The organism is Nitrospirillum bahiense (assembly GCF_007828025.1).
Lineage (GTDB): Bacteria > Pseudomonadota > Alphaproteobacteria > Azospirillales > Azospirillaceae > Nitrospirillum > Nitrospirillum amazonense.
The window spans coordinates 323,855-349,605 of sequence record NZ_VITO01000002.1; the positions used below are offsets into that span (position 1 = coordinate 323,855).

Sequence of the window (25,751 nt, forward strand, 5' to 3'; positions counted from 1 at the left end):
CCGTCATCGGTATTGCGCGGCGGTGGAAGTGAAATGCATGTCCTGACACTTCTCGACGTGAATATTCTGCTGCATGTCATCGCCGCCTTCTGCTTGTTTCCCGTCGGTCGTACGCTGAAGGCGGGCAGGGCGGTCTGGTTCTGGGTTTCCTCGAACCTGATCAATGCCGCTGGCATGCTGATCGTCCTGACGCCCCATGCCAACCGGCCCATACCGGCGTTCAGCTTGATCGGTAACCTCTTGCTGGATTGGGGAACGATGCTGGCTTACGTCGGCATCCTATCGTTCCTGGACCGGCCCCGGCGCACGCTCTGGCTGTTGCTTCCGGCGGCGGCGCTGTCGTGCGCCAAGATCGGCCTTTTCCTGGGGGTCGGTCTGAACTTGCCCATCAACGTCATCCTGGGTTGCGGCTGCCGCTTCCTGCTGGCGATGGGCTGTGCCTGGCTGCTGCTCCGCCATGCGGAGCGCGATCTGAGGATCGCCGCCTGGACGATGGCGGGATTCAACGTGGCCTGGGCGGCGGTGCTGCTGACCCGCATGGGTTGGGAGGCGCTGATGGTGCTGCCGCACGGCCAGGTGGTGATCGGTGACGTGCGTGATTCCACCACCTCTATGGGGCTGATGCTGCGGGCCGGTGTCACCTTCACGCTGACCCTCGGCTATTTGTGGATGGTCGGGCAGCGGTTGCAGGCGCGCCTGATCCGCCTGGCGGAGCAGGATCCCCTGACCGGCATCGCCAACCGTCGCGTCCTCTGGGAAAAGGGGGAGCGTCTGGTGGCGCGGGCCCAGCAGCGGGGCGGCATGCTGGCGGTGCTGATGGTCGACATCGACCACTTCAAGGCCATCAACGACCGGTGGGGCCATGGCGTGGGTGACATGGTGATCACCCGTGTCGCGCAGACCATCGCCGGCGTCATCCGCGCGACGGATATCCTGGGTCGCGTCGGCGGCGAGGAATTCGCGGTCGCCCTGCCTGACGCCGACACGGCCACGGTGGCCGCCGTGGCGGAGCGCATCCGCCAGGCGGTCGCCGACCTGGTCGTGGACCCGCAGACGCCGCTGCGATGCACGGTCAGCGTGGGTCGCGCCACTCTCGCGCCCGGCGTGGATTGGGCGGCCCTGGTCCATGCCGCCGACCAGGCGCTCTATCGCGCCAAGGCCGGCGGCCGCAATCGGGTGGAGGCGCACCTGTGGGGTGAGGCGCGGCGGGACGCCGACGCGGAAACCCCCGGACTGGCCGCGGCCGGCTGGATATAGGCACCCGCCCGCGCGGAAAGGCTCAGCGAGCGCGTCTGGTTTCACGCAGCCGGCTCCCGCCGGGGCATCCAACCAAATCGCTGCTCCCTTGGCTGCCGGGTCATGGTAATGTCATCCGGTATCCCACGGGCGGGACTTGCGAATACGGGATCCGGCGACATGAGCAACCAGGACGATATCGACGCCATGTTCGGCGGTGGCGGCGCCACCATGTCGTCGGCCCCCGAACTGTCGGCCATCTATGACACGGTGGTCGAGGTGTCGGTGGTGCTGGGCACCTCCACCATCCGCGTGCGCGACCTGCTGAAGCTGGGCCGCGGCGCCATCGTGGAACTGGACCGCAAGATCGACGACCTGTCCGACATCATCGTTTCCGGCCGCACCGTCGGCCGGGGTGAGGTCACCATCGTCGAGGACAAGATCGCCGTGACCTTCCGCGAGTTCACGCGGGTGAACGGCTGATGTCGTTCACCTGAGAACCAGGGCCTGAGAACCAGGGGAGGGGCCGGGCACATGATGGCGGATGGCGGCGTGGTGGTGGAGACAAGTACGGAGGGCTGGGCCCTGTGCCCCGTGACCCCCGGCTTCATCGCCCATATCGGCCCATTCTGGGAGGGCCGGCCGACCCGTGGCGGCGGGGATGGCGGCTGGGTCCGCGCCTTCGTCGCCGATGAACGCCACCTGGCCGGCACGGGCCAGATCCACACCTCCGTCCTGGCCTCTTTCGCCGAACTGGTCTGCCTGCGCGCCATCAGCGACGAAGGCGTGCCGGAGGGGGAGGCGGTGCTGCTGAACCTGACGCTGAACCACCTGGGCAGCGGTCCGCGCGGCACCCTGGTGCAGGGGGAGGCGCGGCTGATCCGCCGCAACTGGTCGCAACTGGTGACCGAGGTCCGCGTCCACGACGGCGACCGCCCCCTGGTGGCCGGCACCGCCCTATGGAGCCTGGCCGGCGCCTGAGGGACGCCCTTCGCCCCCTTTCGGTCCTCAGGCTCAGGACGTGCGGGCCGTCTGCCACGCGTTGGTCTGGTCCGAGGTGAACACGCCCAGCTGGTCGCCGCTGAAGGCGTTGGCCTGGTCCGACGACATCGCCACGATCTGGTCGGTGCTGAATCCCGGGATTTGGTCGGTGGTGAACATCGGCACCTGGCTGACCGTGAACTCCCGGATGTCGTCCGTGGTCAGGGCGCTGATCTGCGCCATGGTCAGGGCGTCGATCTGGGTGCTGTTCAGCAGGGCGACCTGGGTGCCGCTCAGCGCCGACAGGTTGGTGGAGCTAAGGCCCGCCAACTGCGCCGTGGTCAAGGCCGTCACCTGCGCCGGCGTCAGGTTCACGATGCGGTCGGTGGCCAGGGCGTCCAGCTGCGCCGTACCTAGCGCCTTCACCTGGGCCAGCGACAGGCCGGAGACCTGGGTGGTGGTCAGCGCCGCCGCCTGGGCGGTGGTGAGGGCCCCGACCTGCGCCGTGCCCAAGGCGGCCACCTGTGCCGCCGTCAGGGTCGACACGTCGTCCGTGGTCAGGGCGGATATTTGACCAGTGGTTAGCGCGCCCAGTTGGCTGGCGGACAATTCGCGGATATCGGCGGTGGATAGGGCGGTCAGCTGGCTGGTGGTCAGCGCCTGGATCTGCGCCGTGGTCAGCACGGTGGCCTGCGGGCCGCTCAACGCCGAGAGATTGTCGGTATCCAGCCCCGATATCTGCGCCGTGGTCAGCGCGGCGATGAGGGTGGGCGACAGGCCCCTGATCTGCGACGTGCTCAGCGCGTTCAACTGGTCGGTGCTGAGCGTCTGGATCTGGGTGGCCGACAGGCTGCTCAGCTGCGTGTTGCTCAGCGCCGACAGCACCGTGGTGCTGAGGCCGGAGAGCTGGGTCGTCGTCAGGGCGGCCAGTTGTGTGGCGGACAGCGCGCGAGCGTCGCCGGTCGTCAGGGCGTTCAACTGGTCGGTGCTGAGCGTCTTGACCTGGGTGGCCGACAGGCCGGCGACCTGGGCGGTCGTCAGGCCGCCGACTTGGGCGGTGGTCAGGGCGCCGACCTGCGCCGTGGTCAGCGCCGCGGTCTGGGTGGTGGTCAGGGCGGCGACGTGGGCGGTGTCCAGGGCCGCCAACTGGCTGGTGGTCAGCAGGGCGACCTGGGCCGCCGTGAACTCGGTGACGTCCGATGTGGTCAGGGCGTTCAGCTGACCGGTGCCCAGCGACTGCAGCTGGGCGCTGGTCAGGCTGTTTACCTGCGTGGCGCTCAAGGCCGACAGGTTGTCGGTGCTGAAGCCGGCGATCTGGTCGGTGGACAGGGCGGCCAGCTGGGTGGCGGTCAGGGCACGGGCATCGGTTGTGGACAGCGCGTCCAGCTGGTCGGTCGACAGCACCTTGACCTGGGCGGCGGTCAGGTTGGACACCTGGGTGCTGCTCAGGGCCTGCAGGAAGTCGGTACCAAGGCCGCTCACCTGATCGGTGCCCAGGCTGCTCAGTTGCGTCGCCGTCAGGGCCCGTATGTCCCCCGTGGGTAGGGCGTTCAACTGGTCGGTGCCCAGCGCATGCAGCTGCAGCGTGGTCAGGTTGGCCACCTGGCTGGTGGTCAGGGTGGATAGGAAGGAGATGCCGAGGCCGCTGATCTGGTCCGTGGTCAGGGCGGCGACCTGGGTGCCTGTCAGCGTCCGGACCGTATCGGTGCCGAGCGCGTTGATCTGGTCGGTGGACAGCACCTTGACCTGGGCGGCCGACAGGCTGGTGACCTGCGCGGTCGTCAACACCCCCACCTGGCCGGTGGTCAGGGCGCTGACCTGGGCCGTGGTCAGGCTGGGCACCTGGCTGGTGGACAGGGCGGTCAACTGGTCGGTGCCCAGGACGGACAGCTGCGCCGTGGTCAGCTGGCCCACCTGGGCCGCCGTGAACTCACGCACGTCGGCGGTGGTCAGGCTGTTCAGCTGGCCGGTTGTCAGGGCCTGCACCTGGGCGCTGTTCAGGGTTCCCACCTGTGTGGCGCTGAGCGCCGACAGGGCGTCGGTGCCCAGGGAGGATACCTGGGCCGTGGTCAGGGCCTGGACCTGGGTGGCGGTCAGGGCGCGGGCGTCGGCCGTGGGCAGGGTGTTCAGCTGGTCGGACGTCAGTACCTTGATCTGTGTGGCCGACAGATTGCTGATCTGCGTGGTGCTGAGTGTCGCCAGGAAATTGGTGCTGAGCTGCGACACCTGGGTGGTGGTCAGGGCCTGCAGCTGGGTCGCCGTCAGGGCGCGGGCGTCGTCGGTGGACAGGGTGTTCAGCTGGTCGGTGGTCAGGCTGGCGACCTGTGTGGCCGTCAGGCTGACCACCTGGGCAGTGGTCAGCACCGACAGGTTGGTGGTGCTAAGGCCCGCCAGTTGCGCCGTGGTCAGGGCCGCCACCTGCGTGCCCGTCAGTGTCCGCACCGTGTCGGTGCCAAGGGCGTCCAACTGGTCGGTGCTCAGGGCCTTGACCTGGGTGGCGGTCAGGCTGGTGACCTGCGCCGTGGTCAAGGTGGCCACCTGGTCGGTGGTCAGGTTGCTCAGCTGGGCCGTGGTCAGGCCGCCGATCTGGGTGGACGACAGCGCGGTCAGCTGGTCCGTGCCCAGGGCGGACAGTTGCGCCGTGGTCAACTGGCCCACCTGCGTGGCGCTGAGTTCACGGATGTCGGCGCTGTTCAGGCTGTTCAGCTGGGTGCTGGTCAGGGCCTGGATCTGGGCGCTGTTCAGGCTGGGAACCTGGGCACTGCCGAGGGCCGCCAGGTTGGCGGTGCCCAGGGCGGCGATCTGCGCCGTCGACAGGAAGCCGACCTGGGCGCCGGACAGTTCACGGATATCGGCCGTGGTCAGGCTGTTCAACTGGTCGGTGGTCAGCGCGCGGATTTGGGCGCTGCCCAGCCCGGCCACCTGGCTGGCGGTCAGCGCGGACAGCGCATCGCTGTTCAGGGCGGCCACCTGGCTGGTGGTCAGGGCGGTGACCTGGGTGGCGGTCAGGGCGCGGGCGTCGGCCGTGGGCAGGGTGCCCAGTTGGTCGGTGGTCAGGGCCTTGACCTGGGTGGCCGACAGGCTGGCCACCTGGGTGCTGCTCAAGGCCGTCAGGAAGGCGGTGCCCAGCGCCGCCACCTGGGTGGTGCTGAGGCTGGTCAGCTGCAGGGACGTCAGGGCCCGCGCTTCCGCCGTTGACAGGGTGTTCAGCTGGTCGGTGGTCAAGGCGCCCACCTGGGCCGCCGTCAGGCTGACCACCTGGGTCGTGGTCAGGGCCGTCAGGCTGCCGGTGGCCAGGCCCGCCACCTGACTGGTGGTCAGGGCCGAGACCTGGGTGGCCGTCAGCTTCTGCAGGTTGGCGGTGGGCAGTGCCGACAGCTGATCGGTCGTCAGCGCCTTAACCTGAGTGGCCGACAGGGTGACCAGCTGCGCCGTGGTCAGGGCCGCCACCTGGTCGGTGGTCAGAGCCCCCACCTGGGCGGTGGTGAGGCCGGCCAGCTGCAGGGAGGTCAGTGCCGTCAGCTGGCTGGTGCCCAGCGCGGACAGCTGCGCGGTGGTCAGGGCCCCCACCTGGGTGGCGCTGAACTCCCGCACATCGGCGGAGGTCAGCGCGTTCAGCTGGGTGGTGGTTAACGCCTGGACCTGGGCGCTGGTCAGGCTGGGCACCTGGGTGCTGCTGAGCGCCGACAGGTTGGCGGTGCCCAGGCCGGACACTTGGTCCGTCGTCAGGCTCGCCACCTGGGCGGCTGAAAACTCACGGATATCGGCGGAGGTCAGGCTGTTGAGCTGGTCGGTGGTCAGGGCCTTGACCTGGGCGCCGGTCAGGCCCGTCACCTGGGTGGCGCTGAGCGCCGACAGGGCGTCGCTGCCCAGGGCGGACAGTTGCGCGGTGGACACGGCCGCCAGCTGGGTGGCCGTCAGGGCGCGGGCGTCGGCGGTGGACAGCGTGCCCAGCTGGTCCGTGGTCAGCGCCCGCACCTGGGCGGTGGTGAGGGCCGCGACCTGGGCGGTGCTCAGCGCCGCCAGGGTGTCGGTCCGCAGGCCGGCCACTTGGGTGGTGGTCAGGGCCGCGATCTGGCTCGGCGCGAATTCCTTAAGGTCCGCGGCTCCCAGCGCGTTCAGCTGGTCGGTCGTCAGCGACTGCACCTGCGCGTTGGTCAGCTTCTGCACCTGCGCGCTGTTGAGCGCGGACAGGGCGTCGGTGCCCAGCGTGGCGATCTGCCCCGTGGTCAGGCCGGGAATCTGGAGGGAGGTGAGGGCGCGCAGGTCCGCCGTGGACAGGGCGGACAGCTGGTCCGACGTGAGGGTGCGCAGCTGGGCCGTAGTCAGGTTGGCGACCTGGGTGGTGCTGAGCGCCGTCAGCGCGTCGCTGCCCAGGCCCGCCACCTGGGTGGTGGACAGCTGGCTCACCTGCGTCGCGGTGAATTCGCGGATGTCGGCGGAACTCAGCGCGTTCAGCTGGTCGGTGGTGAGGGCGCGGATTTGCAGGCTGCCCAGCACGGCCACCTGCGCGCTGTTCAGCGCCGACAGATTGTCGGTGGACAAACCGGCGATCTGCGCCGTGGTCAGCGCCGCCACCTGGGCCGGCGTCAGCTTCTGCACCGATGCCGTGCCCAGGGCGCTGAACTGGTCCGAACCCAGGCCCTTCAGCTGCACGGCCGTCAGGCTGGCCAGTTGGGCGGTGGTCAGGGCCGCCACCTGATCGGTGCTTAGCGCCGACAGCTGGGTCGAGGTCAGGCCCGTCAGCTGCGCGGTGGTCAGCGCGGACAGGTTGTCGGTGTCCAGGGAGGATATTTGCGCCGTGCTGAGCGCCGTCACCTGGGTGGCGGCGAATTCCCGCACGTCGGCAGTGGTCAGGCCGTTCAGTTGGTCGGTGGTCAGGGCGCGGACCTGGGCGGTCGACAGCTTCTGCACCTGGGCGCTGCTCAGGGCTGACAGGTTGCCGGTGCTGAGGCCGGCGATCTGTGCCGTGGTCAGGGCGGTCAGCTGGATACTGGACAGCGTCCGCACCGTGGCCGTGCCCAGCGCGTCCAGCTGGTCGGTCGACAGCGCCTTGACCTGGTTGGCCGAGAGGTTCGCCACCTGCGCCGTCGTCAGCCCCGCGACCTGGTCGGTGCCCAGGGCCGCCACCTGGGCGGTGCTCAACGCCGCCGTCTGGATGGTGGTCAGGGCGGCTAAATTCCCGGTGCTGAGGGCCGAGATCTGCGCGGTGGTGAGGGCCGCCACCTGCAGGCTGGTGAATTCGCGGATGTCGGCCGTAGTCAGGCTGTTCAGCTGATCGGTGGTCAGCGCCTTGACCTGGGCGGTGGAGAAGGCGGCCACCTGGATGGAACTGAGCGTCGACAGCACGTTGCTGGTCAGGAAGGGAACCTGGCTGGTGCCCAGCGCCGACAGCTGCGTCACCGACAGGGCCTTGGCGTCGGCCGTGGACAGGGCCGACAGCTGGTCCGAGGTGAGCGAGCGGATCTGCGCCGTGGTCAGGCCCGCCACCTGTGCGGTGGTCAGGGCGGCAACGGCGTCCGTCGTCAGGCCGGCGGTCTGGCCGGTGCTCAGGGACGCGATCTGGGTGGCGCTGAATTCCCGGATGTCGGCGGTGGTCAGCGACGCCAGCTGGTCGGTTGTCAGGGCCTTGACCTGGGCGGCGGTCAGGCTGGCCGTCTGCGTGCTGTTCAGGGCTGACAGGTTGTCGGAGCCCAGGCCCGCCAGCTGGGCCGTTGTCAAGCCGCTCAGCTGCGTGACGGTCAGGGCGCGGATGTCGGCGGTGGACAGGGCCGCCAACTGGTCGGTGGTCAGGGCGCCGATCTGCGCCTTGCCGAATTCCTGGATGTCGGCGGTGGTGAGGGCGGACAGCTGATCGGTGGTCAGCGCCTGTATCTGGTTGGAGGTGAGGCCGGCGACCTGGGTGGATTTCAGGGCCTTGAAATCGTCCGTACCCAACGCCGTGATGTCGGCTTCGCTGAACGCCTGCAGCTGAGTAGCGCTGAACACCATTTGGCTGACCTGGAAGGCCGCCGCCTGCTGCGTCGTCATCGCCTTGATTTGGGCGGTCGTCAGCGCCTGGACGTCCTGTGTCGTCAGCCGCTGGATATTCGTGGTCGTGATGGCGGCGAACTGCGCCGGCGTCAGAAGACCGATCTTCGAAACCATACCCACCTCCGACCGCACCTCTTTGAGATGCCTCGTATTCGGCGTAAACCCACACCCCTTCTGGGTGTCGCCACGGACCGGTGGCGATAACGTCCGCCTTTTCCCCCGCCCCCTACTGGCTGCGCGGGAAAGGTACTGAGACACGGATCACCCCGGCGCCCCTTTGGGGTCGCCATGACCGGGCGACGCGATGCCAATCACACGATTGCATTCAAGGGATGAATGTATCCGTTTTTGTAGTGCTTCGCATCCACGAATGCACGGGGCGGCTTAGTGCCGCGCAAGAGCCGCAAAGGGATGGGATGGGCGGCGGCCGCGGCCGCCGGCGGATCAAAAAAACGCCGGCTGTCTCGAAGACAGCCGGCGAAGATGAAGGGAGCCTCATAAGGAGGTTGAAGGCTTGAGAGTGTCAAATCCGTCACGGTCAAGCCCCTCCTATATAGCTCCGACGCTGATTGATGAAAAGTTAAAAAACCGTGGCAAGCGTGTCACACTTCAAAAAACTGACCTCATGGTTAACCCCAAAGGCTCAGTCGCCGCGCACTTCCTCCACCATCTCCTCCAATCGGGCGAAGTCGCGGACGAGAAGGGAGTTGTCCTGGCGGATGACCAGCTTGTCGCGCGACAGGTCGCCCAGCACCCGGGCGACCGTTTCGCGGGTGGTGCTGACCCGGGCGGCGATGTCGCTGTGAATCGGGATGGGGGAGATGGCGGCGGTGTTGTCGTCCTTCAGGGTGGGCTTGGCCAGGCGCAGCAGCTCGGCATGCACGCGGTTGTTGGCGCCCAGGGTCGACAAATCCATGATACGTCCGGTGGCGGAACGAACGATGCTGGCCAGGCGGGTCATGACGCCCCAGGCGATGGTGGGGTTTTGGGTCACCACCTGCTGGAACAGGCGCGGCGACATGAAGGCGACCATGACCTCGCTTAGCGCCACGATGCTGGCCGATCGCGCCTCGCCGTCGATGGCGGACAGTTCGCCCAGGTAGCCGCCGGCTTCCACATCGTCGAAGGTGACCTCGCGGCCGGAGAGGGAGTAGTTCACTACCCGCACCCGGCCCTCGACGATGAAGCAGACGTCACGGCTGTCCGACGCGCGGTCGATCACCTGTTCCTGCGGATGGAAATGGCGCCAGCTGCATTGCTTGGCCAGGCTGGCGCGCTGGTCGGCCGTCAGGGGGGCCAGCAGTTCGATGCTGTCGAGGGACGCGGCTTCGATCACGGGGTGGGCTCCGGATAGGGGCGTTTGCGGCGTGGCTGCCGGTCCGGCATCCGCGCCCGGCTCCCGCACAGATACGGGGGCCTTACACAAGGGCTGGCCGGACAATAACGACCCGCGCGCCCGCCGTAAACGGCCCCACGCCTTTTGGTGGCGTCTCCCTTACCCAATGCGCCGCCGTTCAGGCCTGCGGGACCACGTCGCGGCGCGGCGCCAGCGCCGCTTCCTCCACCCGGATGCGGTAGGCCAGCAGCAGGGCGTTGGCGATGGAGAAGGCCAGGGCCAGCCGCCAGGCGCCGAAGGCCAGGGGCACGGCCGCGATCTCCGCCACCACCACGCAGTAGTTGGGATGGCGGACCCAGCGGAAGGGCCCGCCCTGGATCAGCGGTGCCTGGGGCAGGGTGATGATGCGCGTCGTCCAGTAGGGCCCCAGGGTGCGGATGACCCAATAACGCCCGACCTGCAGCAGGACCAGCAGCGCCACCAGAGGCCAGACGACGGGCGCGTTCGCCGGAACCAGGAAGAACAGCGCCGCCAGCCAGGCGCTGTGCAGCACGATGAACAGCGGGTAATGCCCCCGCCCGACCTCGCGCCCGCCCTGGTCCAGCAGGCGGCGGGTGTTGCGGTTGGCTACGCGCAGCTCCGCCAGGCGCTGCACGGCCAGCAAGAGGACGACGATTTGCGGGGGGCCGAAAGCAAGTCCGTCCATGGCTTAGAACCGCATCAGGCCCAGGGCGGCGATGAAGCCGGGCCCCAGGGCGGACAGCAGGTGCAGGCCCCGCGCGCCCTGGCCCACGCGGCGTTCCAGCACGAACAGCACGGTCGCGGCCGACATGTTGCCATGTTGGCGCAGCACGTCGCGGGCCTCGGCCAGCCCATCGGTGGCCGGGGCAAGAACCTCCTCCAGCGCGTCCAGCACCTTGGTGCCGCCGGGATGGCAGATGGTTCCAGCCAGGTCGGACAGCGTCATGCGCTGGCGATCCAGGAAGCCGGCCACCACCTCGGGCAGTTTCTCCCGCACCAGGGTGGGAATGCTCTGGGCGAAGATGACGCCCATGCCGTCGTCCTCCACCTGCCAGCCCATGATGCCCAGGCTGTCGGGCCAGCGATGCTCGGCCGATGCCAGGAAGGCGGGGGCGTCGTCCGGCTCCCGGGGCCCGGCCCGCAGGATGGCCGCTGCCCCGCCATCGCCGAACAGGGCGGTGGCGATGACGTTGGCCTTGGACAGGTCGCCCCGGCGGAAGCTGAGGGCGCACAGCTCCACCACCAGCAGCAGGACGTTGGCACCGGGCCGGGCGGTGGCCCAGGTGGCCGCCCGCGCCAGGCCCAGCACGCCGCCGGCGCAGCCCAGGCCGAACAGGGGCATGCGCTCCACATCCGGCCTCATGCCCAGACGCTGCATAATCAGCGCGTCCAGGCTGGGCGTGGCGATACCGGTGGAGGAGACGGCGACGATGGCGTCCACGTCGGTGGGCTTGAGGCCGGCCTGGTCCAGCGCCTGGGTGGCGGCGCGGGCCAGCACGTCGACCGCGTGCTCCAGGTACAGGGCATTGCGCTCCGCCCAGCCGTGCGGTTCCAGATACCATTCCAGCGGCACGCAGGAGGCGCGGCCCTCGATGCCGGCATGGGTGAAGACGGGGGCCAGCCGGTCGAAATCGCGCAGCCGGTGGGCGAAGACCTGGCGGGCGCCGGCCAGCGCCTGCTCCTGCGTCAGGCGATAGGGCGGCAGGGCGGTGGCGATGGACAGCAGACGGGCGGGCGCCGGCGGGGCGGACAGCGGGGTATTGGATGTAGGTGCGGCGCTGGCCATGGTCATGTGTGTCCTTCCCCTTGTGTCTGCCTGTCATACGGCCACCGACCGGCGATGGTTCATGTGGCGTTGCCGGGCATGCCCGGACACCATCATGCTAAGGGGAAGGAGCCTCCCCAACATCCGTCACTTTGGCGGGGTGGGTCGTCCGGCAACGGTTGGAATAAAGCCGGGCGCCGCTTCGTCAGGACGTGCCGGAATGGCCGGCCGCGCTATATCGATGCGGGCCATCCCTGCGAAGGACGCCCGCTGGTGAACGTGGAAGCCTCACACCATGTCGACTGTTCCGACATCGGACCGGACGGCTACTATGATTATTATTATGCCTACACCCTGTGGCGCTTTTCCGACGGGGGACCGCGTGTCCTGATCGTGCGGGGCTATGACGACGACACGGCTGCGACGGTACAGGCATGGGAGGGCGCGGATGGCACCCGGCATCCGGTGGGCGCGCTCGACCTATTCCATCCCCTGGTCCGCCAGGCCATGGAGTATCTGCGGGGCGAGGGACGATCGGTCCAGCGGCTCAGCCCCTATGGCATCGTGTCGGCCACCCCCGTGCAGGGGTGGGCCAAGGCTTTCATGCTGGGGCTGGGCTATTGGCTGGGCTTGCTGGCGATGATCTTCAAATCACCATCAGGGCCGCCAGGCCCACGAAGATGAGGGCCAGAGGCGCCAGGCCGAGGGTAAGCCTCAGCCGGCCGATGGCGCTGGGCTGCTCGGGCGGGATGGAGCGGGCACGATAAGCCCCGATCAATCCCATGCTCGCCATGCCGCCCAATGCGCCCCCCAGAACGGAGCCGACAAGGGCGCCCCGGCTGGTTGGCAGGTCGTGTCGCATGACGAAAATCACCATCGGTATCAAGCCGAAGCCTAAGCCCAACAAGACGTGCCTGATGACCGTCAGGGTCCGCAGGCTGACCTTATCGGTTGCGGGGCCCGTTGGGGTGGCGGCTGCGGAAGTGGGCGTGGCGACCATGGCGTATCTCCTGAAGGGGGAACTCCATGGGACATACGGCGCTGATCCCGCGCCGCAACTGTGCGGAGGAAATAGCCCGGCGGCACAAGTTGGCGGTTGCAGGCGTCGCCCCGGGTGCAAACATTGCTACAACGATGCCGGTATCCGCCGCTCATCGGTGGAGTGACGACGATTTTATGGGCTGGAACCTTGGCCGCCTATTCGATAGCTGTCGCTTTCCTTATGGACCCACCGTGAGCGACGCGTTAAAGCCGGCCATTATCGCCTGCGAAGAAGCAATCTCGTTTTCTTGGTAAAATTTCTCAATATTTTCATCTGTCATGACTGCATCGCCAAATTCTTTGAGTATTTCATAATAATTATCCTCCAGAATAGTTGAGGATGGATTGAGATTGGTAATGCAGACGATGCCTGTCGGTGTCGTGTCGACGAGGGTGATGTGCAGGTCTTTTCTATATTTCTTCAATATCGGGATCATTTTCCAGGCGTCGCCGGTCCACCATCCGGCATAATCCTGATTCTTACGCTGTAATGGATTGTGCTGCCTTTCGGTCATTTCCGCGTTCACGGGTAGGCAGTCATCCAGCATGATGAGGCTGTGTCTATTGCAGTTTCTTTCGCTATTTATAAAATCTCTCAGTAAATATTCAAATTGATGTAGGCCATCAAGGAACACAACATCAAGCGTATCACCTGATATCGCTCTCACATCATGGTCCCTGAAAAATTGGTCGCTTGTCTTTTGATAGAGGAAAAGGGACGGCTTCGTGCCGATGGGGCTTGAGCTGAACTGGAAACAAGGATCGACGCCAATAGCGGAGCAATCGATCATCGCGAGGGTGGAGCCGTCGCGGACGCCGATTTCCATATAGGTTCTGGCCATTTTTGACTTGACCATTTTTTGTATGAATACCCGGAAATCAACGCCGGCGTGATTGTGGTGATACATGACCACTCCAGATCAAATTATAAATTGAAATCAATCGGATGGTTTCCTGGCTTTCCCAATCAAGCGCCTTGCGGCGCCGTTCATCCAAGTATGTCCTCAACCGGACCGCAGCGTCTTGACCGCCTCATCCCGCTGGAACAGGTAGAGCAGGACGCGCAGGGCCTGGCCGCGCGGGGTTTCCAGGTCGGGGTCGCGGGCCACCATCAGGCTGGCGTCGTCGCGGGCGGTGGCCAGCAGGTCGGCATGCACGGTGATGTCGGCCATGCGGAACTCCGGCAGGCCGGACTGGCGGGTGCCCAGCACCTCGCCCGCACCGCGCAGTTCCAGGTCCTTCTCCGCGATGATGAAGCCATCCTCCGTTGACGTCATGACATCCAGGCGGGCGCGGGCGGTTTCGCCCAAGGGCGCGGTGTACAGCAGCAGGCAGGCGGAGGCGCGCTCACCGCGCCCCACCCGGCCGCGCAGCTGGTGCAGCTGGGCCAGGCCGAAGCGCTCGGCATGCTCCACCACCATGATGGTGGCCTCCGGCACGTTCACCCCCACCTCGATGACGGTGGTGGCCACCAGCACGGACAGCTCGCCCGCGGCGAAGCGGGCCATGACGGCGTCCTTCTCCGCCCCCTTCATCTTGCCGTGCACCAAGCCGACGCAATCGCCCAGCCGTTCCATCAGGGTGGCGTGGCGCAGGGTGGCGTTGGCGAGGTCCACCGTTTCCGACTCGTCCACCAGGGGGCAGACCCAATAGACCCGCTGGCCGGTCTTGATGGCGGCGGCCACGCGCTCCACCACTTCCTCGATGCGGTCGGCCGCGGCGGCGCGGGTCACCACCGGCTTGCGCCCCGGCGGCTTTTCCATCAGGCGGCTGACGTCCATGTCGCCATAGGCGGTGAGGGTCAGCGTGCGGGGGATGGGGGTGGCGGTCATGACCAGGGTATCGACGCCGCGCCCCTTGGCCGCCAGGGCCAGGCGCTGGTGCACGCCGAACTTGTGCTGTTCATCGATGATGGCTAGCGCCAGGTCGTGGAAGGCCACGTCCTCCTGGAACAGGGCGTGGGTGCCGATCAGGATGTCGATCTCCCCCGACGCCAGGCGATCCAGCACCTGCTGGCGCGCCTTGCCCTTGTCGCGGCCGGTCAGCAGGGCCAGGCGGATGCCGGCGGCGTCGGTCAAGTCGGCCAGGCTTTCGGCGTGCTGGCGTGCCAGGATTTCGGTGGGCGCCATCAGGGCGGCCTGGGCGCCGGCCTCCACCGCCGTCGCCATGGCCATCAGCGCCACGATGGTCTTGCCGCTGCCCACGTCGCCCTGCAGCAGACGCAGCATGCGCTCCGGCTGCGCCATGTCGGCGTCGATCTCCACCAGCGCCTGCGCCTGCGCGCCGGTCAGCTGGTAGGGCAATGCCGCCTGGATGCGGGCGCGCAGGGTGCCGTTGCCCACCGTGGCGCGGCCGGCCAGCCGCCGCTGGTGCCAGCGCACCAGGGCCAGGGCCAGCTGGTTGGCCAGCAGCTCGTCATAGGCCAGGCGCTGGCGCAGGGGGCTCAGCGGGTTGACGTCCTTTTCCCCCTTGGGGTCGTGCGCGCCGGCCAGCGCCGCCTTCCAGGCGGGCCAGCCTTGGCGCTCCAGCCACGCCGGATCCTGCCATTCCTCCAGATCCGGCGCGCGGGCCAGGGCGGCCTGGATGGCGGTGCGCAGCGGCTTGGGGTTCAGGCCGCCGGTCAGGGGATAGACCGCCTCCACCTCCTGCGGCGGAGCGCCTTCCTCCACCGGGGCGAAATGGTCGGGGTGGGGCATCTGCAGCAGGCCGTTGAAACGCTCCACCTTGCCGCTGACCACCACCATGGTCCCCTGGGGCAGCTTCTTCTCCAGCCAGTCGCCCTTCACATGGAAGAACACCAGCTCCATCTCCCCGGTATGGTCGGTACAGCGCACGCGGTAGGGGCGGTGGCGCTGCACCGGCGGCATGTGGCCGTCCACCCGCACCGTCAGGGTGACGATGCGGCCCTCCGGCGCCTCGGCAATGCTGGGGGCGTTGGCGCGGTCCAGGATGCCGGTGGGCAGGTGCCACAGGATGTCCGCCACATGCGGGCCGGTCAGCCGCTCCGCCAGCTTGCCCAGGCGGGGCCCCAGGCCCGGCAGGCTGGTGATGGGCGCGAACAGGGGATAGAGGACGGGCGGACGCAACGGGGCAGGCTCCAGGACGCAAAACCGTGGGCATATGCCTATATGTTAGCGGGCTAGCTTGTCGACCGGCTACCGTCGTGGTGGCTCTTGGGCGGCGAGGCGTGTTTACGATGTGTTCCTGGCGATGTATGATGCCGTCCCCTCCAAGCGGTGGAACTGTCATGACGAAAACGATGCCTGTCGCCGTCAATCTCGAACCGGAGCTGAGCGACCAGGTTATTGCGGTGGCTGCCGCCCTTGACCGCCCTGCCGCGTGGGTTGTCGAACAAGCGGTCAAGGATTTTGTCGCCCTCCAGGAATGGCAACTTGCGGCGATAGACGAAGGAATTCGCGCCGCCGATGCCGGTGAGATCGTGGCCCATGAGGACGTCGTGGCATGGGTCCGCTCATGGGGCACATCCCATGAGTTGCCCATGCCTGCGCCTAAGTCCGACTAAACCGGGATGCGTATCGTTTGGACCATTCCCGCCCTAAGGGATTTGACGTCCATTCAAGCTTATATCGCCCAGGATAGCCCATCGGCGGCGGCCCAGCAGATCGAGGCCGTGATTGCATCCGTGTCGGATCTGCTGGCGCGTTTCCCGCAGGCTGGGCGAAATGGTCGCCGTGCCAACACGCGTGAGCTTGTCATCCAAAAAACGCCATATCTGGTCGCCTATCGGTTACGGGGTGACACGGTTGCCATTCTGCGCGTACTCCATGGCCGGCAACGTTGGCCGAGGCTCCCGGCGGGCTAGTGCGGGTGTGGTCAGGCTCTCGTTTTCAGAACCATCTTCAAGGTCCCTGTTTCATGTCCATCATCACTCATAATCCCGAAGACGACGCCTCGCAGAATGCCCTGGCCGTGCGGCGCAAGCGCCTGATCTTCCGCAGCTGGCATCGCGGGATGAAGGAGATGGACCTGCTCATGGGCACCTTCGCCGAAAAGCATGTGCCGGCCTTCACGGTGGAACAGCTGGACCGGTATGAACATTTGCTGGATCTGAACGATCCGGACGTCTTCGACTGGCTGCTGGGGCGCGCGCCCTTCCCGGATGACCTGGATGCGGACCTGATGGCCTTGCTGCAGGCCCATCGCGTCGCCTGATTTTTTCGTCACCGCTTAACGCCTGGCTGTTGCCCCATGCCCGACACCGTCCTGCCGTCCGCCCTGCTTTCCAGTCTGAACCCCGACACGCCCCGCCGCCTGCTGGTGGCCGGCGCGCCGGAGGGGCATGACGCGCGCGTGCTGGCCGACCTGGCGCGGCGGGCGGGGGCCTCCGGCCTGCTGCACGTGGCGCTGGACGACACGCGCATGGCCCGGGTGCAAGAGGCCTTGGCCTTCTTCGCGCCCGATGTGGCGGTGCTGCCCTTCCCGGCGTGGGACTGTCTGCCCTATGACCGCGTCTCGCCCAACGGCGACATCGTCGCCCGGCGCATCGAGACGCTGACGACCCTGCTGGGCGCGCGGCAAGCCGCGTCCCAAGGGGGCCCCTTCATCGTCCTCACCACCCTGAACGCCGCCCTGCAGAGGGTGCCGCCGCGCCTGGCCTTCCGCAACGCCACCTTCAACGCCAAGGTGGGCGGTCGCCTCAACGTCGATGAGCTGCAGCGCTTCCTGGCCAACAACGGCTACACCCGCGCCCAGACGGTGCGTGAGCCGGGCGAGTACGCCGTGCGCGGCGGCATCATCGACCTGTTCCCTCCGGCGACGCCGGAACCCTTGCGCCTGGACCTGTTCGGGGATGAGCTGGAAGGCGTGCGCGCCTTCGACCCCATGACCCAGATGACCACGGAAAAGCGGTCGGGCGTGGACTTGAAGCCCATGTCGGAGGTGTTCCTGGACGACCCCTCCGTCCAGCGCTTCCGCACCGGCTATCGCGAACTGTTCGGCGCCGTCACCGACAGCGACCCGCTGTATGAGGGCATCAGCGCCGGGCGCAAGATGCCGGGCATGGAACATTGGCTGCCCCTGTTCCACGCCGGGCTGGACACGCTGTTCGACTATGTCCCCGCCGCCATGGTCAGCCTGGACGCCCAGGCGGAGGAGGCGCGCGACGCCCGCCTGTCCCAGGTGGCGGACTTCTACGACGCCCGCCGCACCTTCCAGGAGGTGGAGAAGAAGTCGGGCACGCCGGTGTACAAGCCGGTGCCGACCTCCGCCATGTTCCTGGATGGTGACGCCTGGGACCGGCACTTGGCCTTGCGCTGCGTGGCGCAGCTGTCGACCTTTGCCGCGGTGGAAGGGGGAAGTAATCCCAACCTGGCCGATGCCGGCGGCCGCCGGGGGCGGGACTTCGCCGACGCCCGCGCCAACCCGGACGTGAACGTCTTCCGCGCGCTGGGCCAGCACATCGACCAGATGCATGCGGACGGCCGCCGCGTGGTGGTGGCGGGCTACAGCCAGGGTGCCCGCGACCGCCTGGCCAAGATGCTGAAGGAACACGGCATCGACCCGGCCTTGACCGCCGACAGCTGGGCGGAGGTGGGGGCGCAGGAATCGCGGGCCACCGCCGTCATCGTGCTGGGCATCGACACCGGTTTCACCACCGGCGACTTGGCGGTCATCACCGAACAGGACATCCTGGGCGACCGCCTGGCCCGCCCGTCGCAGAAGAAGCGCCGCGCCGCCAACTTCATCGCGGAGGCCGCCAGTCTGTCGCCCGGCGACCTGGTGGTGCACGTTGATCACGGCATCGGCCGGTATGATGGGCTGGAGACGCTGACCGTCACCGGCGCCCCGCATGACTGCCTGCGTATCCTCTACGACGGCGGCGACAAGCTGTACGTGCCGGTCGAGAACATCGAGGTGCTGTCCCGCTTCGGGTCGGAGGAATCAGGCGCGCAGCTGGACAAGCTGGGGGGCGTGGGCTGGCAGTCGCGCAAGGCTCGCGTCAAGAAGCGGCTGAAGGACATGGCCGACGCGCTGTTGCGCATCGCCGCGGAGCGCGCCCTGCGCAAGGCCCCGCCCATTGAGGTGCCGGACGGCGTCTATGATGAGTTCGCCGCCCGCTTCCCCTATGCCGAGACGGACGACCAGCTGAAGGCCATCGAGGATGTGCTGGAGGATTTGAACTCCGGCCAGCCCATGGACCGCTTGGTGTGCGGCGACGTCGGCTTCGGCAAGACCGAGGTGGCCCTGCGCGCCGCCTTCGTCGCGGCCATGAGCGGCCTGCAGGTGGCGGTGGTGGTGCCCACCACCCTGCTGGCCCGTCAGCACACCCGCACCTTCGAGAAGCGCTTCGCCGGGCTGCCCGTGCGCCTGGGGCACCTGTCGCGCCTGGTGACGGCAAAAGAGGCCAACCAGACCAAGGCCGGCCTGGCCGACGGCACCATCGACATCGTGGTCGGCACCCACGCCCTGCTGGCCAAGAGCATCCAGTTCAAGCGGCTGGGCCTGGTTATCGTGGACGAGGAACAGCATTTCGGCGTGAAGCAGAAGGAACGGCTGAAGGAACTGCGCACCGATGTGCACGTCCTGACCCTGACCGCCACGCCCATTCCCCGCACCCTGCAATTGGCGCTGAGCGGCGTGCGGGAGCTGTCGCTGATCGCCACCCCGCCGGTGGACCGCTTGGCCGTGCGCACCTTCGTGCTGCCCTACGACCCGGTGGTGATCCGCGAGGCCATCCTGCGCGAGCATTATCGCGGCGGGCAGAGCTTCTATGTCTGCCCGCGCATCGAGGATTTGCCCAAGCTGCAGGAACGGCTGGCCGAACTGGTGCCGGAGGTGAAGGTTATCACCGCCCACGGCCAGATGCCGGCGGCGCAGTTGGAGGAGGTGATGACCGCCTTCGACGAAGGCAAGTACGACCTGCTGCTGGCCACCAACATCATCGAAAGCGGCCTGGACATCCCCAGCGCCAACACCCTGATCGTCCATCGCGCCGACATGTTCGGCCTGGCGCAGCTGTACCAGGTGCGCGGCCGCGTGGGCCGGTCCAAGGTGCGCGGCTACGCCTACCTGACCTATCAGCCCAAGACGGTGCTGTCGCAGACGGCGCAGCAGCGCCTGCACGTCATCGAGACGCTGGACAGCCTGGGCGCGGGCTTCCAGCTGGCCAGCCACGACATGGACATCCGCGGCGCCGGCAACCTCTTGGGTGAGGAGCAGTCGGGCCAGATCCGCGAGGTGGGCGTGGAACTCTACCAGCAGATGCTGGAAGAGGCGGTGGCCGCCGCGCGCGGCGGCCTGACGGAGGCGCAGGCGGCGGAGGAGCAGTGGACGCCGCAGATCCAGCTGGGCATGCCCGTGCTGATCCCGGAGGACTATGTCGCCGACCTGGGCATCCGCCTGTCGCTCTACCGCCGCGTGGCCGACCTGGTGGACCGGGCGGAGATCGACGCCTTCGCCGCCGAGATGGTGGACCGCTTCGGCACCCTGCCGGGGGAGGTGGAGAACCTGCTGCGCCTGGTGGAGATCAAGCGCCTGTGCCGCGACGCCGGGGTGCAGACCCTGGACGCGGGCCCCAAGGGCGCCGTCATCGGCTTCCGCAACAACGAATTCAAGAACCCGGCCGCCCTGGTGGGCTTCATTCAGCAGCAGGCCGGCACCGCGAAGATCAGGCCGGACCACAAGCTGGTGCTGCTGCGCCCCTGGGATAGCGCCGAAACCCGCATGGACGGCGTGCGCAAGCTCATGAGCGACCTGGCCAAGATGGCGGCGGGCGAGACGGTGAAGACCGATCCGCCCCCGCCACCGCCGCCACCCCCGCCGCCCAAGCCGCAGGGCAAGCCCGTCTCCGCCTGGGGCCACAAGCCGCCGCTGCCATCAGCCAAGCTGAACCGCCCGGGCTTCTCCGCCCCGCCGCGCAGCCGGCGGTAGGGGCGCGCGGAAAACGCAAATGGCCCCGTACCCTGGCGGTACAACCAATCCCCGCCTTCCTGATGTCGGCGGCCCGGGTTAAGCTTCGGGCTGTGTTCGGGAGGGGAGGCGGCTATGGCCGGCATGCTTGACCCACAAGAGCTTCTGCAACAGGCCACCGCCGCCCGGCGGGCGGGTCGGCTGTCGGAAGCCCTCGACTTGGCCAGCCAGGCCGTGGCCCTGTCGCGTGCCTCCGGCCAGACGTGTGGCGCTGATCTGCCCCAGGCGCTGACGCAGCTGGCGCAGGCATTGCGTGATCTGCAGCGTCCGGCTGAGGCGCGGCTGCCGCAGGAGGAGGCGGTGGCCCTTTCCCGCAATGCGGGCGATGGCCTGTCCACGGCCCGCGCCCTGCGTCACCTGGGTGGAATCCTTGACGACATGGCGGCCCATGGGGACGCCGTGCCGGTTTATGCGGAGATGATGGCCTTGTACCAGGCGGCGGAGGTCGCTCCTCTGGAAATGGCCAACGCCGTCCGGGCGCTTGCCTGCAATGCCGAGGGGCGCGGCGACCAGCGCGAAGCCGAGGCGCGATGGCGGGAGGCATTGGACCGCTATGCCGCGCTCGATGCCGTGTTCCGTGGCGACTTCGGGCTGGCCGACAATCCCGGTGTCAAGGAGGCGCGGACGCGCCTGTCGCGGCTCCAGGCCAGCCCAGTCTAAACCGTTCTGGCCCCCGGGGCGATCCGTTCGCGCCAACGGTGATGGTTACAGCGCCCCGTGCCGTTCCAATGCCGCACGCAGCAGGCCCTTCATGGGCGCCTGGGGCACGGCATCCTGTTTCTTCAGCACGGCGGTGAAGGCGGGCGCGCCGCCGTAGGCGGACTCGTAGCGTTCCACCACCTCATCCGCCAGGCGGGACACGGCGTCAGCCGGCACGCCGTTGGGAAACTGGAAGAAGGCGCGGATGGGGCCCAGCAGGGTGCAGCCGTCGGCGGTCAGCGCCACGACCGCGCCCTTGGGCACCACGATGGGCTGGTCCTTGCGCCGCACCGCCACCTCGCCGCCCAGGGCCCAGTATTGGGTGCCGTCAACCTCCGTCCGACCGAAGACGCGGATGCGATCCCCCAGGCCGGCCTGGGCCAGGCCGGGGCAGCGGCCGGGCAGGGTGTCGGGCGCCTGCTCGAACACCACGGTCTGCGGGTCATAGATCAGGCCGAACACCGGTTCGATCATCTCTTCGGCATGGGCGCCGCCCGCCGTGGCCAGCAGTGTGGCGAACAGGCCGACCTTGGCCAGGGAACTCTTGAACAGGGAAACCTTGGGCATTTTCACGCTCCGGCAGCTGAACTGTCTTGAGGCTGCAAGGAAGGGTAGGAGCGGCGTGTGGCCGGAAAAGGGCGGGACCGGTATCGCGAAACGGCTAGATCGCGGCGCAGGCTGGCCGCCGGATCAGCCTATGGAAAGCGGGTGCACGGTGCGGCTGGTCCCCCGTTTCCCGCCATAAATGAAATAATTTAATAAGCATGCATCGGTGGATGCAATTTCCGAACGGCTGAGGCAACAATCGCCGCAACGTTGAATGCACCGACGAATAATGAGCGGAGGATGTCGCCATGGCCGTAGACAGCAAGCACCCCGAGACCTTGGCCCTGCATGCCGGGTACCGCGCCGATCCCGCCACGGGGGCCGTGGCCGTGCCCATCTACCAGACGACGTCCTACCAGTTCCGCGACACGGAGCACGCCGCCAACCTGTTCGCGCTCAAGGAATTGGGCAACATCTACACCCGCATCATGAACCCCACCACCGACGTGCTGGAACAGCGGCTGGCGGCGCTGGAGGGCGGGGTGGCGGCCCTGGCGGTGGCGTCGGGCCAGGCGGCCAGCACCTTCGCCATCCTGAACGTGGCCAGCGCCGGCGACAACTTCGTCACCTCCACCGACCTGTACGGCGGCACCTGGAACCTGTTCGCCAACACCTTCAAGCAGCTGGGTATCGAGGCGCGCTTCGTCGATCCGTCGGATCCGGAGAACTTCCGCCGCGCCACCGACGACCGCACCCGCGCCTATTACGCCGAGACGCTGCCCAATCCCAAGCTGCGCGTCTTCCCCATTGCCGAGGTGGCGGCCATCGGCCGCGACTTGGGCGTGCCGCTGATCATGGACAACACGGCCACCCCCATCATCGCCCGCCCGCTGGACCATGGGGCGGCCGTCGTCGTCTATTCCACCACCAAGTACATCGGCGGCCACGGCACCAGCATCGGCGGCGCCCTCATCGACGGCGGCAATTTCGATTGGGAGGCGCATGCCGATCGCTTCCCCCTGCTGAACCAGCCGGACCCCAGCTATCACGGGGCGGTGTGGACGCGGGCGGTGAAGCCGCTGGGCCCCATCGCCTACATCCTGCGCGCCCGCGTCACCCTGTTGCGCGACATCGGCGCCGCCCTCAGCCCGTTCAACGCCTTCCAGGCCATCCAGGGGCTGGAGACCCTGCCGCTGCGCATGCGGGAGCATAACCGCAACGCCAGCGCCGTCGCGGCCTTCCTGGCGGAACATTCCAAGGTGTCGGACGTCATCCACCCCAGCCGGCAGACGGGGGAACTGCGCCGCCGGGCGGACGCGGTGCTGAAGGGCGGCCATGGCGCGCTGGTGGGCTTCGAACTGAAGGGCGGCGCCGACGCCGGCCGCCGCTTCATCGACGCGCTCAAGCTGTTCTACCACGTCGCCAACATCGGCGACGCCCGCAGCCTGGCCATCCATCCGGCCAGCACCACCCATTCCCAGCTCTCGGCCGAGGACCAGGCGGCCACCGGCGTCACCCCCGGCTATGTCCGCCTGTCCATCGGCATCGAGCATATCGACGACATCCTGGCCGATCTCAGCCAGGCGTTGGCCCAGGCCTAACGGGCGCAGGCGCCCGGCGGGCGTCAGACCACCAGGCGGCGATAGAGGTGCCAGGTGCTGTGACCCAGCACCGGCATCACCACGATCAGGCCGACGAAGGCGGGCAGGGTGCCGGCCAGCAGGCTACCGGCCACGATCAGGCCCCACAGCGCCATGACGCCTGGGTTGCGCGCCACCGCTCGCATGGAGGTGCCGACGGCGGTGTGCAGCGGCACGTCGCGGTCCAGCAGCAGGGGGAAGCTGATGGCGGCGATGGCCAGCACCAAGGCCGCGAAGCAGGCGCCCACGGCGCAGCCCACCGCGATCATGGTCCAGCCGGCGCGGGTGCCCGCCACGTCGGCGGCGAACTGCGCCACCGAGGCCGGCGGCTGCGGCCCCAGGGTGGCGTCATAGATGCCCTGGGCGGCGTACAGCCAGGCGAAGTAGATGACCGTCAGCATAAAGCCCAGGGCCGCGATGGCGGCGATGGCCGGGGAGCGCAGGGGCCCGAACGCCTCCCGCCAGCTGGGCTGCGCGCCGCGCTCCCGCTGCCGGCTCATCTCCAAGAGGCCGATAGACGCCACCGGACCCACCAGCACGAAGCCGGAGGCCAGCGGGAACAGCATCGGCAGCATGTTCAGGTTCACCGCCGCCCGGGCCAGCACACAGCCCAGGATGGGGTAGATGATGCACAGCGCGAAGACATCGGTGCGGAAGGCGCCGAAGTCGCGGAAGCCGGCGGCGATGGCCTCGCCCAGGTCGGCCACACCGATGCGCCGCACCAGGGGCGCCTCCCGCGCCCGCAGGTCCTCCATATGCCCGATGGCCCGGCCCACGGACGCCACGCCCGCCGCCGCCTCACCCAGCCGTTCCCATGTCCATTCCACGGGATTGCGTATGGTCTCTTGTGTCATGCCCGATCCTCCTGAACGCATTGCGGTTTCAGGCAGGGGCCCAGAGATCAGCGGGGCCCAAGGCAGGGATGTTTTTGCCGCGACCGAGGCCCAATGGCCAGGGTCCGGCCGCGCAGGGCGGTTAAGCGCCGCTCCTGTTTTCGCGGGAAGTGTACGCCGGTTGGTTGGGCTTGTTAATGGGCGTGGGGAGGGGGATAGGGGACCGGACGTGGAGAAGCGGTTTCCAATATCCGGTCCCGGCGCCTTCTGCGCGCCCGTCTTGTCGAGACGGGGGCGCCCGTGCGGGGGCTAGGACTGGGGCGGGAGTTGGGCAGTGTCCATGAAAAGCGGCTCCCAGACATGGCCGTCCGGGTCTTCGAAGCTGCGGCTGTACATGAAGCCGAGGTCCTGCTTGGGGTTCACGTCGGCCTTGCCGCCATGCCGGCCTGCGGCCTCGGCCATGGTGTCGACGGCGGCGCGGTCGTCGCAGGACAGTGCCAGCATCAACGCCCCGCTGGCATGGGTGTCGGTGATGGGCTTCTGGGTGAAAACCCGCCACTTATCGTGGGTCAGCAGCATCACGAAAATGGTGTCGGAAAACACCATGCAGGCGGCGGTCTCGTCGGTGAATTGCGGATTGTTCACCGCCCCGATGGCGGTATAGAACGCCATCGCCTTGGGCAGGTCGCGCACCGGCAGGTTGATGAAGATTTGCCTGGCCATTGTCCTCTCCATTCAGGAAGCAGTACCCGAAGGACGGGCCGGGCCATCCGGAACCGACAGGGCGCCCAAAATTTTTCTTTCGGTGAGGGCGCCGGCCCCCATGTCGGGTTCTTCAGCACGCCGCCTTCTTCTCCACCCGGGCCATGAAGCGGGCGTAGTCGATCACGCCCCGGCTGTGGAAGCCTTCGCCGATCAGGCCGGTGGCATCAACGGCGGCGACCTTGAAGCGCAGGGCGCGGCCGTCGAAGGCGATCAGTTCCACGGTGGCGGTGACGGTCATGCCCACGGGCGTGGCGGCCACGTGACTGACGTCGACGTGGGTGCCGACGGTGCGCTCCCCCGGTTCCAGATAGGGCGCCAGTGCCTGCACGCAGGTCCATTCGATGAAGGCCACCATCTGCGCGGTGGCAAAGACCGGCGGCATGTCGTGGAAGCCACCGAAGGCGGCGGGCAGGGCGGGCACCAGCATGCTGGCGTCAACGGTCAGGCTTTCGCTGTGGCGCAGGCCGGGTTGCAGGCAGGATTTCATGCGTTGACTGCTCCTCACCGACAGCCGTTCCGGGCTGACCTCGGCGGCACGCCGGCGGTTCAGAATTCGATAACCAGCGTGGTGATGCCCTGCCCGGCCTCCTGGATGGGTGTGATGGTGGGATGGGGGGCGCCGACCGTGGATGTGGCGGGATCGCTCAGGCAGACGTTAGCGCTCGGGCCGGTGCGCATCTGCGCCAGCAGCGAGGCTGGGGTGATGTTGCACGCCGCGACCACAGTCACGGTCACGGCCATGGGCGCCGCCATGATGCCTGTGGCCTTGGCGAAGGGCGAAACGGCGACCAGGGCCAGCGGCACCATGAGGAGGAGGGGCAGGAGCTTTCGGTGGGCGCGTCGCGTCGGCTGCATCGGTTCAGGCATGGGGGTTCCGCCTTCCTGCACGACCGCCGCGCTCCGGGGGTAGCCGGCGGAAAGTTCAT

The 25,751-nt window shown here is 67.9% G+C and carries 23 protein-coding genes; 10 read left to right on the plus strand and 13 right to left on the minus strand.

Translation table 11 applies throughout. The annotated features are described in order from the left end of the window. Window positions 1-33: 33 nt before the first annotated feature. The 3 genes from FBZ88_RS04135 (at window position 34) to FBZ88_RS04145 (ending at window position 2,217) form a co-directional block, all read left to right on the plus strand. The gene (locus FBZ88_RS04135) at window positions 34-1,257 is read left to right on the plus strand and encodes a GGDEF domain-containing protein (RefSeq protein ID WP_186464189.1); all 1,224 of its coding nucleotides are present in this window, start codon (window positions 34-36) and stop codon (window positions 1,255-1,257) included. A gap of 159 nt (window positions 1,258-1,416) precedes the next feature. Continuing rightward, complete coding sequence (gene fliN / locus FBZ88_RS04140) at window positions 1,417-1,719, plus strand: flagellar motor switch protein FliN (RefSeq protein WP_186291285.1); 303 nt, start codon at window positions 1,417-1,419, stop codon at window positions 1,717-1,719. A 51-nt stretch (window positions 1,720-1,770) separates the two neighbouring features. Beyond that, entirely contained in the window at window positions 1,771-2,217 is a 447-nt protein-coding gene (locus tag FBZ88_RS04145; protein ID WP_145615551.1) for a PaaI family thioesterase, read from the plus strand. A gap of 33 nt (window positions 2,218-2,250) precedes the next feature. Here FBZ88_RS04145 and FBZ88_RS04150 read toward each other — a convergent pair whose 3' ends face one another. The 5 genes from FBZ88_RS04150 to FBZ88_RS04170 all read right to left on the minus strand — a co-directional run bounded on the left by FBZ88_RS04150 (window position 2,251) and on the right by FBZ88_RS04170 (window position 11,399). Then, the gene (locus tag FBZ88_RS04150; RefSeq protein ID WP_145615552.1) at window positions 2,251-8,364 is read right to left on the minus strand and encodes a beta strand repeat-containing protein; all 6,114 of its coding nucleotides are present in this window, start codon (window positions 8,362-8,364) and stop codon (window positions 2,251-2,253) included. 197 nt (window positions 8,365-8,561) lie between these two features. Further along, window positions 8,562-8,792 carry a hypothetical protein gene (locus tag FBZ88_RS04155; RefSeq protein ID WP_145615553.1) on the minus strand — a complete coding sequence of 77 codons (231 nt, stop codon included), beginning with the start codon at window positions 8,790-8,792 and terminating at the stop codon, window positions 8,562-8,564. A gap of 101 nt (window positions 8,793-8,893) precedes the next feature. After that, a complete protein-coding gene (locus FBZ88_RS04160) occupies window positions 8,894-9,586 on the minus strand; it encodes a Crp/Fnr family transcriptional regulator (protein ID WP_326485930.1) in 693 nt (230 codons plus the stop codon). Window positions 9,587-9,764: 178 nt separating this feature from the next. Further along, the gene (locus FBZ88_RS04165) at window positions 9,765-10,292 is read right to left on the minus strand and encodes an isoprenylcysteine carboxyl methyltransferase family protein (RefSeq protein WP_145615554.1); all 528 of its coding nucleotides are present in this window, start codon (window positions 10,290-10,292) and stop codon (window positions 9,765-9,767) included. Window positions 10,293-10,295: 3 nt separating this feature from the next. Further along, complete coding sequence (locus FBZ88_RS04170; protein ID WP_246138482.1) at window positions 10,296-11,399, minus strand: type III polyketide synthase; 1,104 nt, start codon at window positions 11,397-11,399, stop codon at window positions 10,296-10,298. 246 nt (window positions 11,400-11,645) lie between these two features. On the opposite strand from FBZ88_RS04170, the gene FBZ88_RS04175 reads away from it, so the two are divergent. After that, on the plus strand, window positions 11,646-12,056 hold the full coding sequence (locus tag FBZ88_RS04175; RefSeq protein WP_145615555.1) for a hypothetical protein: 411 nt from the start codon (window positions 11,646-11,648) through the stop codon (window positions 12,054-12,056). Here FBZ88_RS04175 and FBZ88_RS04180 read toward each other — a convergent pair. The 3 genes from FBZ88_RS04180 to recG all read right to left on the minus strand — a co-directional run bounded on the left by FBZ88_RS04180 (window position 12,019) and on the right by recG (window position 15,499). Next, window positions 12,019-12,372 (minus strand): hypothetical protein, encoded by a 354-nt coding sequence (locus FBZ88_RS04180; protein WP_145615556.1) that lies wholly within the window; start codon window positions 12,370-12,372, stop codon window positions 12,019-12,021. The genes FBZ88_RS04175 and FBZ88_RS04180 overlap by 38 nt on opposite strands. A gap of 220 nt (window positions 12,373-12,592) precedes the next feature. Then, entirely contained in the window at window positions 12,593-13,321 is a 729-nt protein-coding gene (locus FBZ88_RS04185; RefSeq protein ID WP_145615557.1) for a class I SAM-dependent methyltransferase, read from the minus strand. A 96-nt stretch (window positions 13,322-13,417) separates the two neighbouring features. After that, window positions 13,418-15,499 carry an ATP-dependent DNA helicase RecG gene (recG, locus tag FBZ88_RS04190; protein ID WP_145615558.1) on the minus strand — a complete coding sequence of 694 codons (2,082 nt, stop codon included), beginning with the start codon at window positions 15,497-15,499 and terminating at the stop codon, window positions 13,418-13,420. Between the two features lie 161 nt (window positions 15,500-15,660). Here recG and FBZ88_RS04195 point away from each other — a divergent pair, with 161 nt between their 5' ends. The 5 genes from FBZ88_RS04195 (at window position 15,661) to FBZ88_RS04215 (ending at window position 21,002) form a co-directional block, all read left to right on the plus strand. Continuing rightward, window positions 15,661-15,936 carry a CopG family ribbon-helix-helix protein gene (locus tag FBZ88_RS04195; RefSeq protein ID WP_145615559.1) on the plus strand — a complete coding sequence of 92 codons (276 nt, stop codon included), beginning with the start codon at window positions 15,661-15,663 and terminating at the stop codon, window positions 15,934-15,936. Window positions 15,937-15,942: 6 nt separating this feature from the next. Continuing rightward, window positions 15,943-16,236 carry a type II toxin-antitoxin system RelE/ParE family toxin gene (locus FBZ88_RS31495; protein WP_145615560.1) on the plus strand — a complete coding sequence of 98 codons (294 nt, stop codon included), beginning with the start codon at window positions 15,943-15,945 and terminating at the stop codon, window positions 16,234-16,236. Window positions 16,237-16,289: 53 nt separating this feature from the next. Further along, a complete protein-coding gene (locus FBZ88_RS04205) occupies window positions 16,290-16,586 on the plus strand; it encodes an FAD assembly factor SdhE (RefSeq protein WP_145615561.1) in 297 nt (98 codons plus the stop codon). Between the two features lie 36 nt (window positions 16,587-16,622). Further along, window positions 16,623-20,303 carry a transcription-repair coupling factor gene (gene mfd / locus FBZ88_RS04210; RefSeq protein WP_246138483.1) on the plus strand — a complete coding sequence of 1,227 codons (3,681 nt, stop codon included), beginning with the start codon at window positions 16,623-16,625 and terminating at the stop codon, window positions 20,301-20,303. Between the two features lie 123 nt (window positions 20,304-20,426). Next, entirely contained in the window at window positions 20,427-21,002 is a 576-nt protein-coding gene (locus FBZ88_RS04215) for a tetratricopeptide repeat protein (protein WP_186464190.1), read from the plus strand. 45 nt (window positions 21,003-21,047) lie between these two features. Here the strand turns inward: FBZ88_RS04215 and FBZ88_RS04220 are convergent, their stop codons facing one another. Beyond that, complete coding sequence (locus FBZ88_RS04220) at window positions 21,048-21,608, minus strand: hypothetical protein (protein ID WP_145615563.1); 561 nt, start codon at window positions 21,606-21,608, stop codon at window positions 21,048-21,050. Between the two features lie 287 nt (window positions 21,609-21,895). Here FBZ88_RS04220 and FBZ88_RS04225 point away from each other — a divergent pair, with 287 nt between their 5' ends. Continuing rightward, window positions 21,896-23,188 carry an O-acetylhomoserine aminocarboxypropyltransferase/cysteine synthase family protein gene (locus FBZ88_RS04225; protein ID WP_145615564.1) on the plus strand — a complete coding sequence of 431 codons (1,293 nt, stop codon included), beginning with the start codon at window positions 21,896-21,898 and terminating at the stop codon, window positions 23,186-23,188. A gap of 23 nt (window positions 23,189-23,211) precedes the next feature. Here the strand turns inward: FBZ88_RS04225 and FBZ88_RS04230 are convergent, their stop codons facing one another. The 4 genes from FBZ88_RS04230 to FBZ88_RS04245 all read right to left on the minus strand — a co-directional run bounded on the left by FBZ88_RS04230 (window position 23,212) and on the right by FBZ88_RS04245 (window position 25,692). Continuing rightward, window positions 23,212-24,081 (minus strand): DUF2189 domain-containing protein, encoded by an 870-nt coding sequence (locus tag FBZ88_RS04230; protein WP_145615565.1) that lies wholly within the window; start codon window positions 24,079-24,081, stop codon window positions 23,212-23,214. 288 nt (window positions 24,082-24,369) lie between these two features. Further along, complete coding sequence (locus FBZ88_RS04235; RefSeq protein ID WP_145615566.1) at window positions 24,370-24,783, minus strand: VOC family protein; 414 nt, start codon at window positions 24,781-24,783, stop codon at window positions 24,370-24,372. Window positions 24,784-24,895: 112 nt separating this feature from the next. Then, window positions 24,896-25,312: a thioesterase family protein gene (locus FBZ88_RS04240; protein WP_145615567.1), complete on the minus strand. Its 417-nt coding sequence runs from the start codon at window positions 25,310-25,312 to the stop codon at window positions 24,896-24,898. Window positions 25,313-25,371: 59 nt separating this feature from the next. Beyond that, window positions 25,372-25,692, minus strand: a complete 321-nt coding sequence (locus FBZ88_RS04245; protein WP_145615568.1) for a hypothetical protein — start codon at window positions 25,690-25,692, stop codon at window positions 25,372-25,374. Window positions 25,693-25,751: the final 59 nt, after the last annotated feature.

What these genes read in the sequence shown, in the direction of transcription:
- FBZ88_RS04135 (WP_186464189.1), top strand. Translation starts at nt 34, where the DNA reads ATGCATGTCCTGACACTTCTCGACGTGAATATTCTGCTGCATGTCATC.
- fliN (WP_186291285.1), top strand. Translation starts at nt 1,417, where the DNA reads ATGAGCAACCAGGACGATATCGACGCCATGTTCGGCGGTGGCGGCGCC.
- FBZ88_RS04145 (WP_145615551.1), top strand. Translation starts at nt 1,771, where the DNA reads ATGATGGCGGATGGCGGCGTGGTGGTGGAGACAAGTACGGAGGGCTGG.
- FBZ88_RS04150 (WP_145615552.1), bottom strand. Translation starts at nt 8,364, where the DNA reads ATGGTTTCGAAGATCGGTCTTCTGACGCCGGCGCAGTTCGCCGCCATC.
- FBZ88_RS04165 (WP_145615554.1), bottom strand. Translation starts at nt 10,292, where the DNA reads ATGGACGGACTTGCTTTCGGCCCCCCGCAAATCGTCGTCCTCTTGCTG.
- FBZ88_RS04170 (WP_246138482.1), bottom strand. Translation starts at nt 11,399, where the DNA reads ATGACCATGGCCAGCGCCGCACCTACATCCAATACCCCGCTGTCCGCC.
- FBZ88_RS04180 (WP_145615556.1), bottom strand. Translation starts at nt 12,372, where the DNA reads ATGGTCGCCACGCCCACTTCCGCAGCCGCCACCCCAACGGGCCCCGCA.
- FBZ88_RS04185 (WP_145615557.1), bottom strand. Translation starts at nt 13,321, where the DNA reads ATGTATCACCACAATCACGCCGGCGTTGATTTCCGGGTATTCATACAA.
- FBZ88_RS04195 (WP_145615559.1), top strand. Translation starts at nt 15,661, where the DNA reads ATGACGAAAACGATGCCTGTCGCCGTCAATCTCGAACCGGAGCTGAGC.
- FBZ88_RS31495 (WP_145615560.1), top strand. Translation starts at nt 15,943, where the DNA reads ATGCGTATCGTTTGGACCATTCCCGCCCTAAGGGATTTGACGTCCATT.
- FBZ88_RS04205 (WP_145615561.1), top strand. Translation starts at nt 16,290, where the DNA reads ATGTCCATCATCACTCATAATCCCGAAGACGACGCCTCGCAGAATGCC.
- mfd (WP_246138483.1), top strand. Translation starts at nt 16,623, where the DNA reads ATGCCCGACACCGTCCTGCCGTCCGCCCTGCTTTCCAGTCTGAACCCC.
- FBZ88_RS04215 (WP_186464190.1), top strand. Translation starts at nt 20,427, where the DNA reads ATGCTTGACCCACAAGAGCTTCTGCAACAGGCCACCGCCGCCCGGCGG.
- FBZ88_RS04220 (WP_145615563.1), bottom strand. Translation starts at nt 21,608, where the DNA reads ATGCCCAAGGTTTCCCTGTTCAAGAGTTCCCTGGCCAAGGTCGGCCTG.
- FBZ88_RS04225 (WP_145615564.1), top strand. Translation starts at nt 21,896, where the DNA reads ATGGCCGTAGACAGCAAGCACCCCGAGACCTTGGCCCTGCATGCCGGG.
- FBZ88_RS04230 (WP_145615565.1), bottom strand. Translation starts at nt 24,081, where the DNA reads ATGACACAAGAGACCATACGCAATCCCGTGGAATGGACATGGGAACGG.
- FBZ88_RS04235 (WP_145615566.1), bottom strand. Translation starts at nt 24,783, where the DNA reads ATGGCCAGGCAAATCTTCATCAACCTGCCGGTGCGCGACCTGCCCAAG.
- FBZ88_RS04240 (WP_145615567.1), bottom strand. Translation starts at nt 25,312, where the DNA reads ATGAAATCCTGCCTGCAACCCGGCCTGCGCCACAGCGAAAGCCTGACC.
- FBZ88_RS04245 (WP_145615568.1), bottom strand. Translation starts at nt 25,692, where the DNA reads ATGCCTGAACCGATGCAGCCGACGCGACGCGCCCACCGAAAGCTCCTG.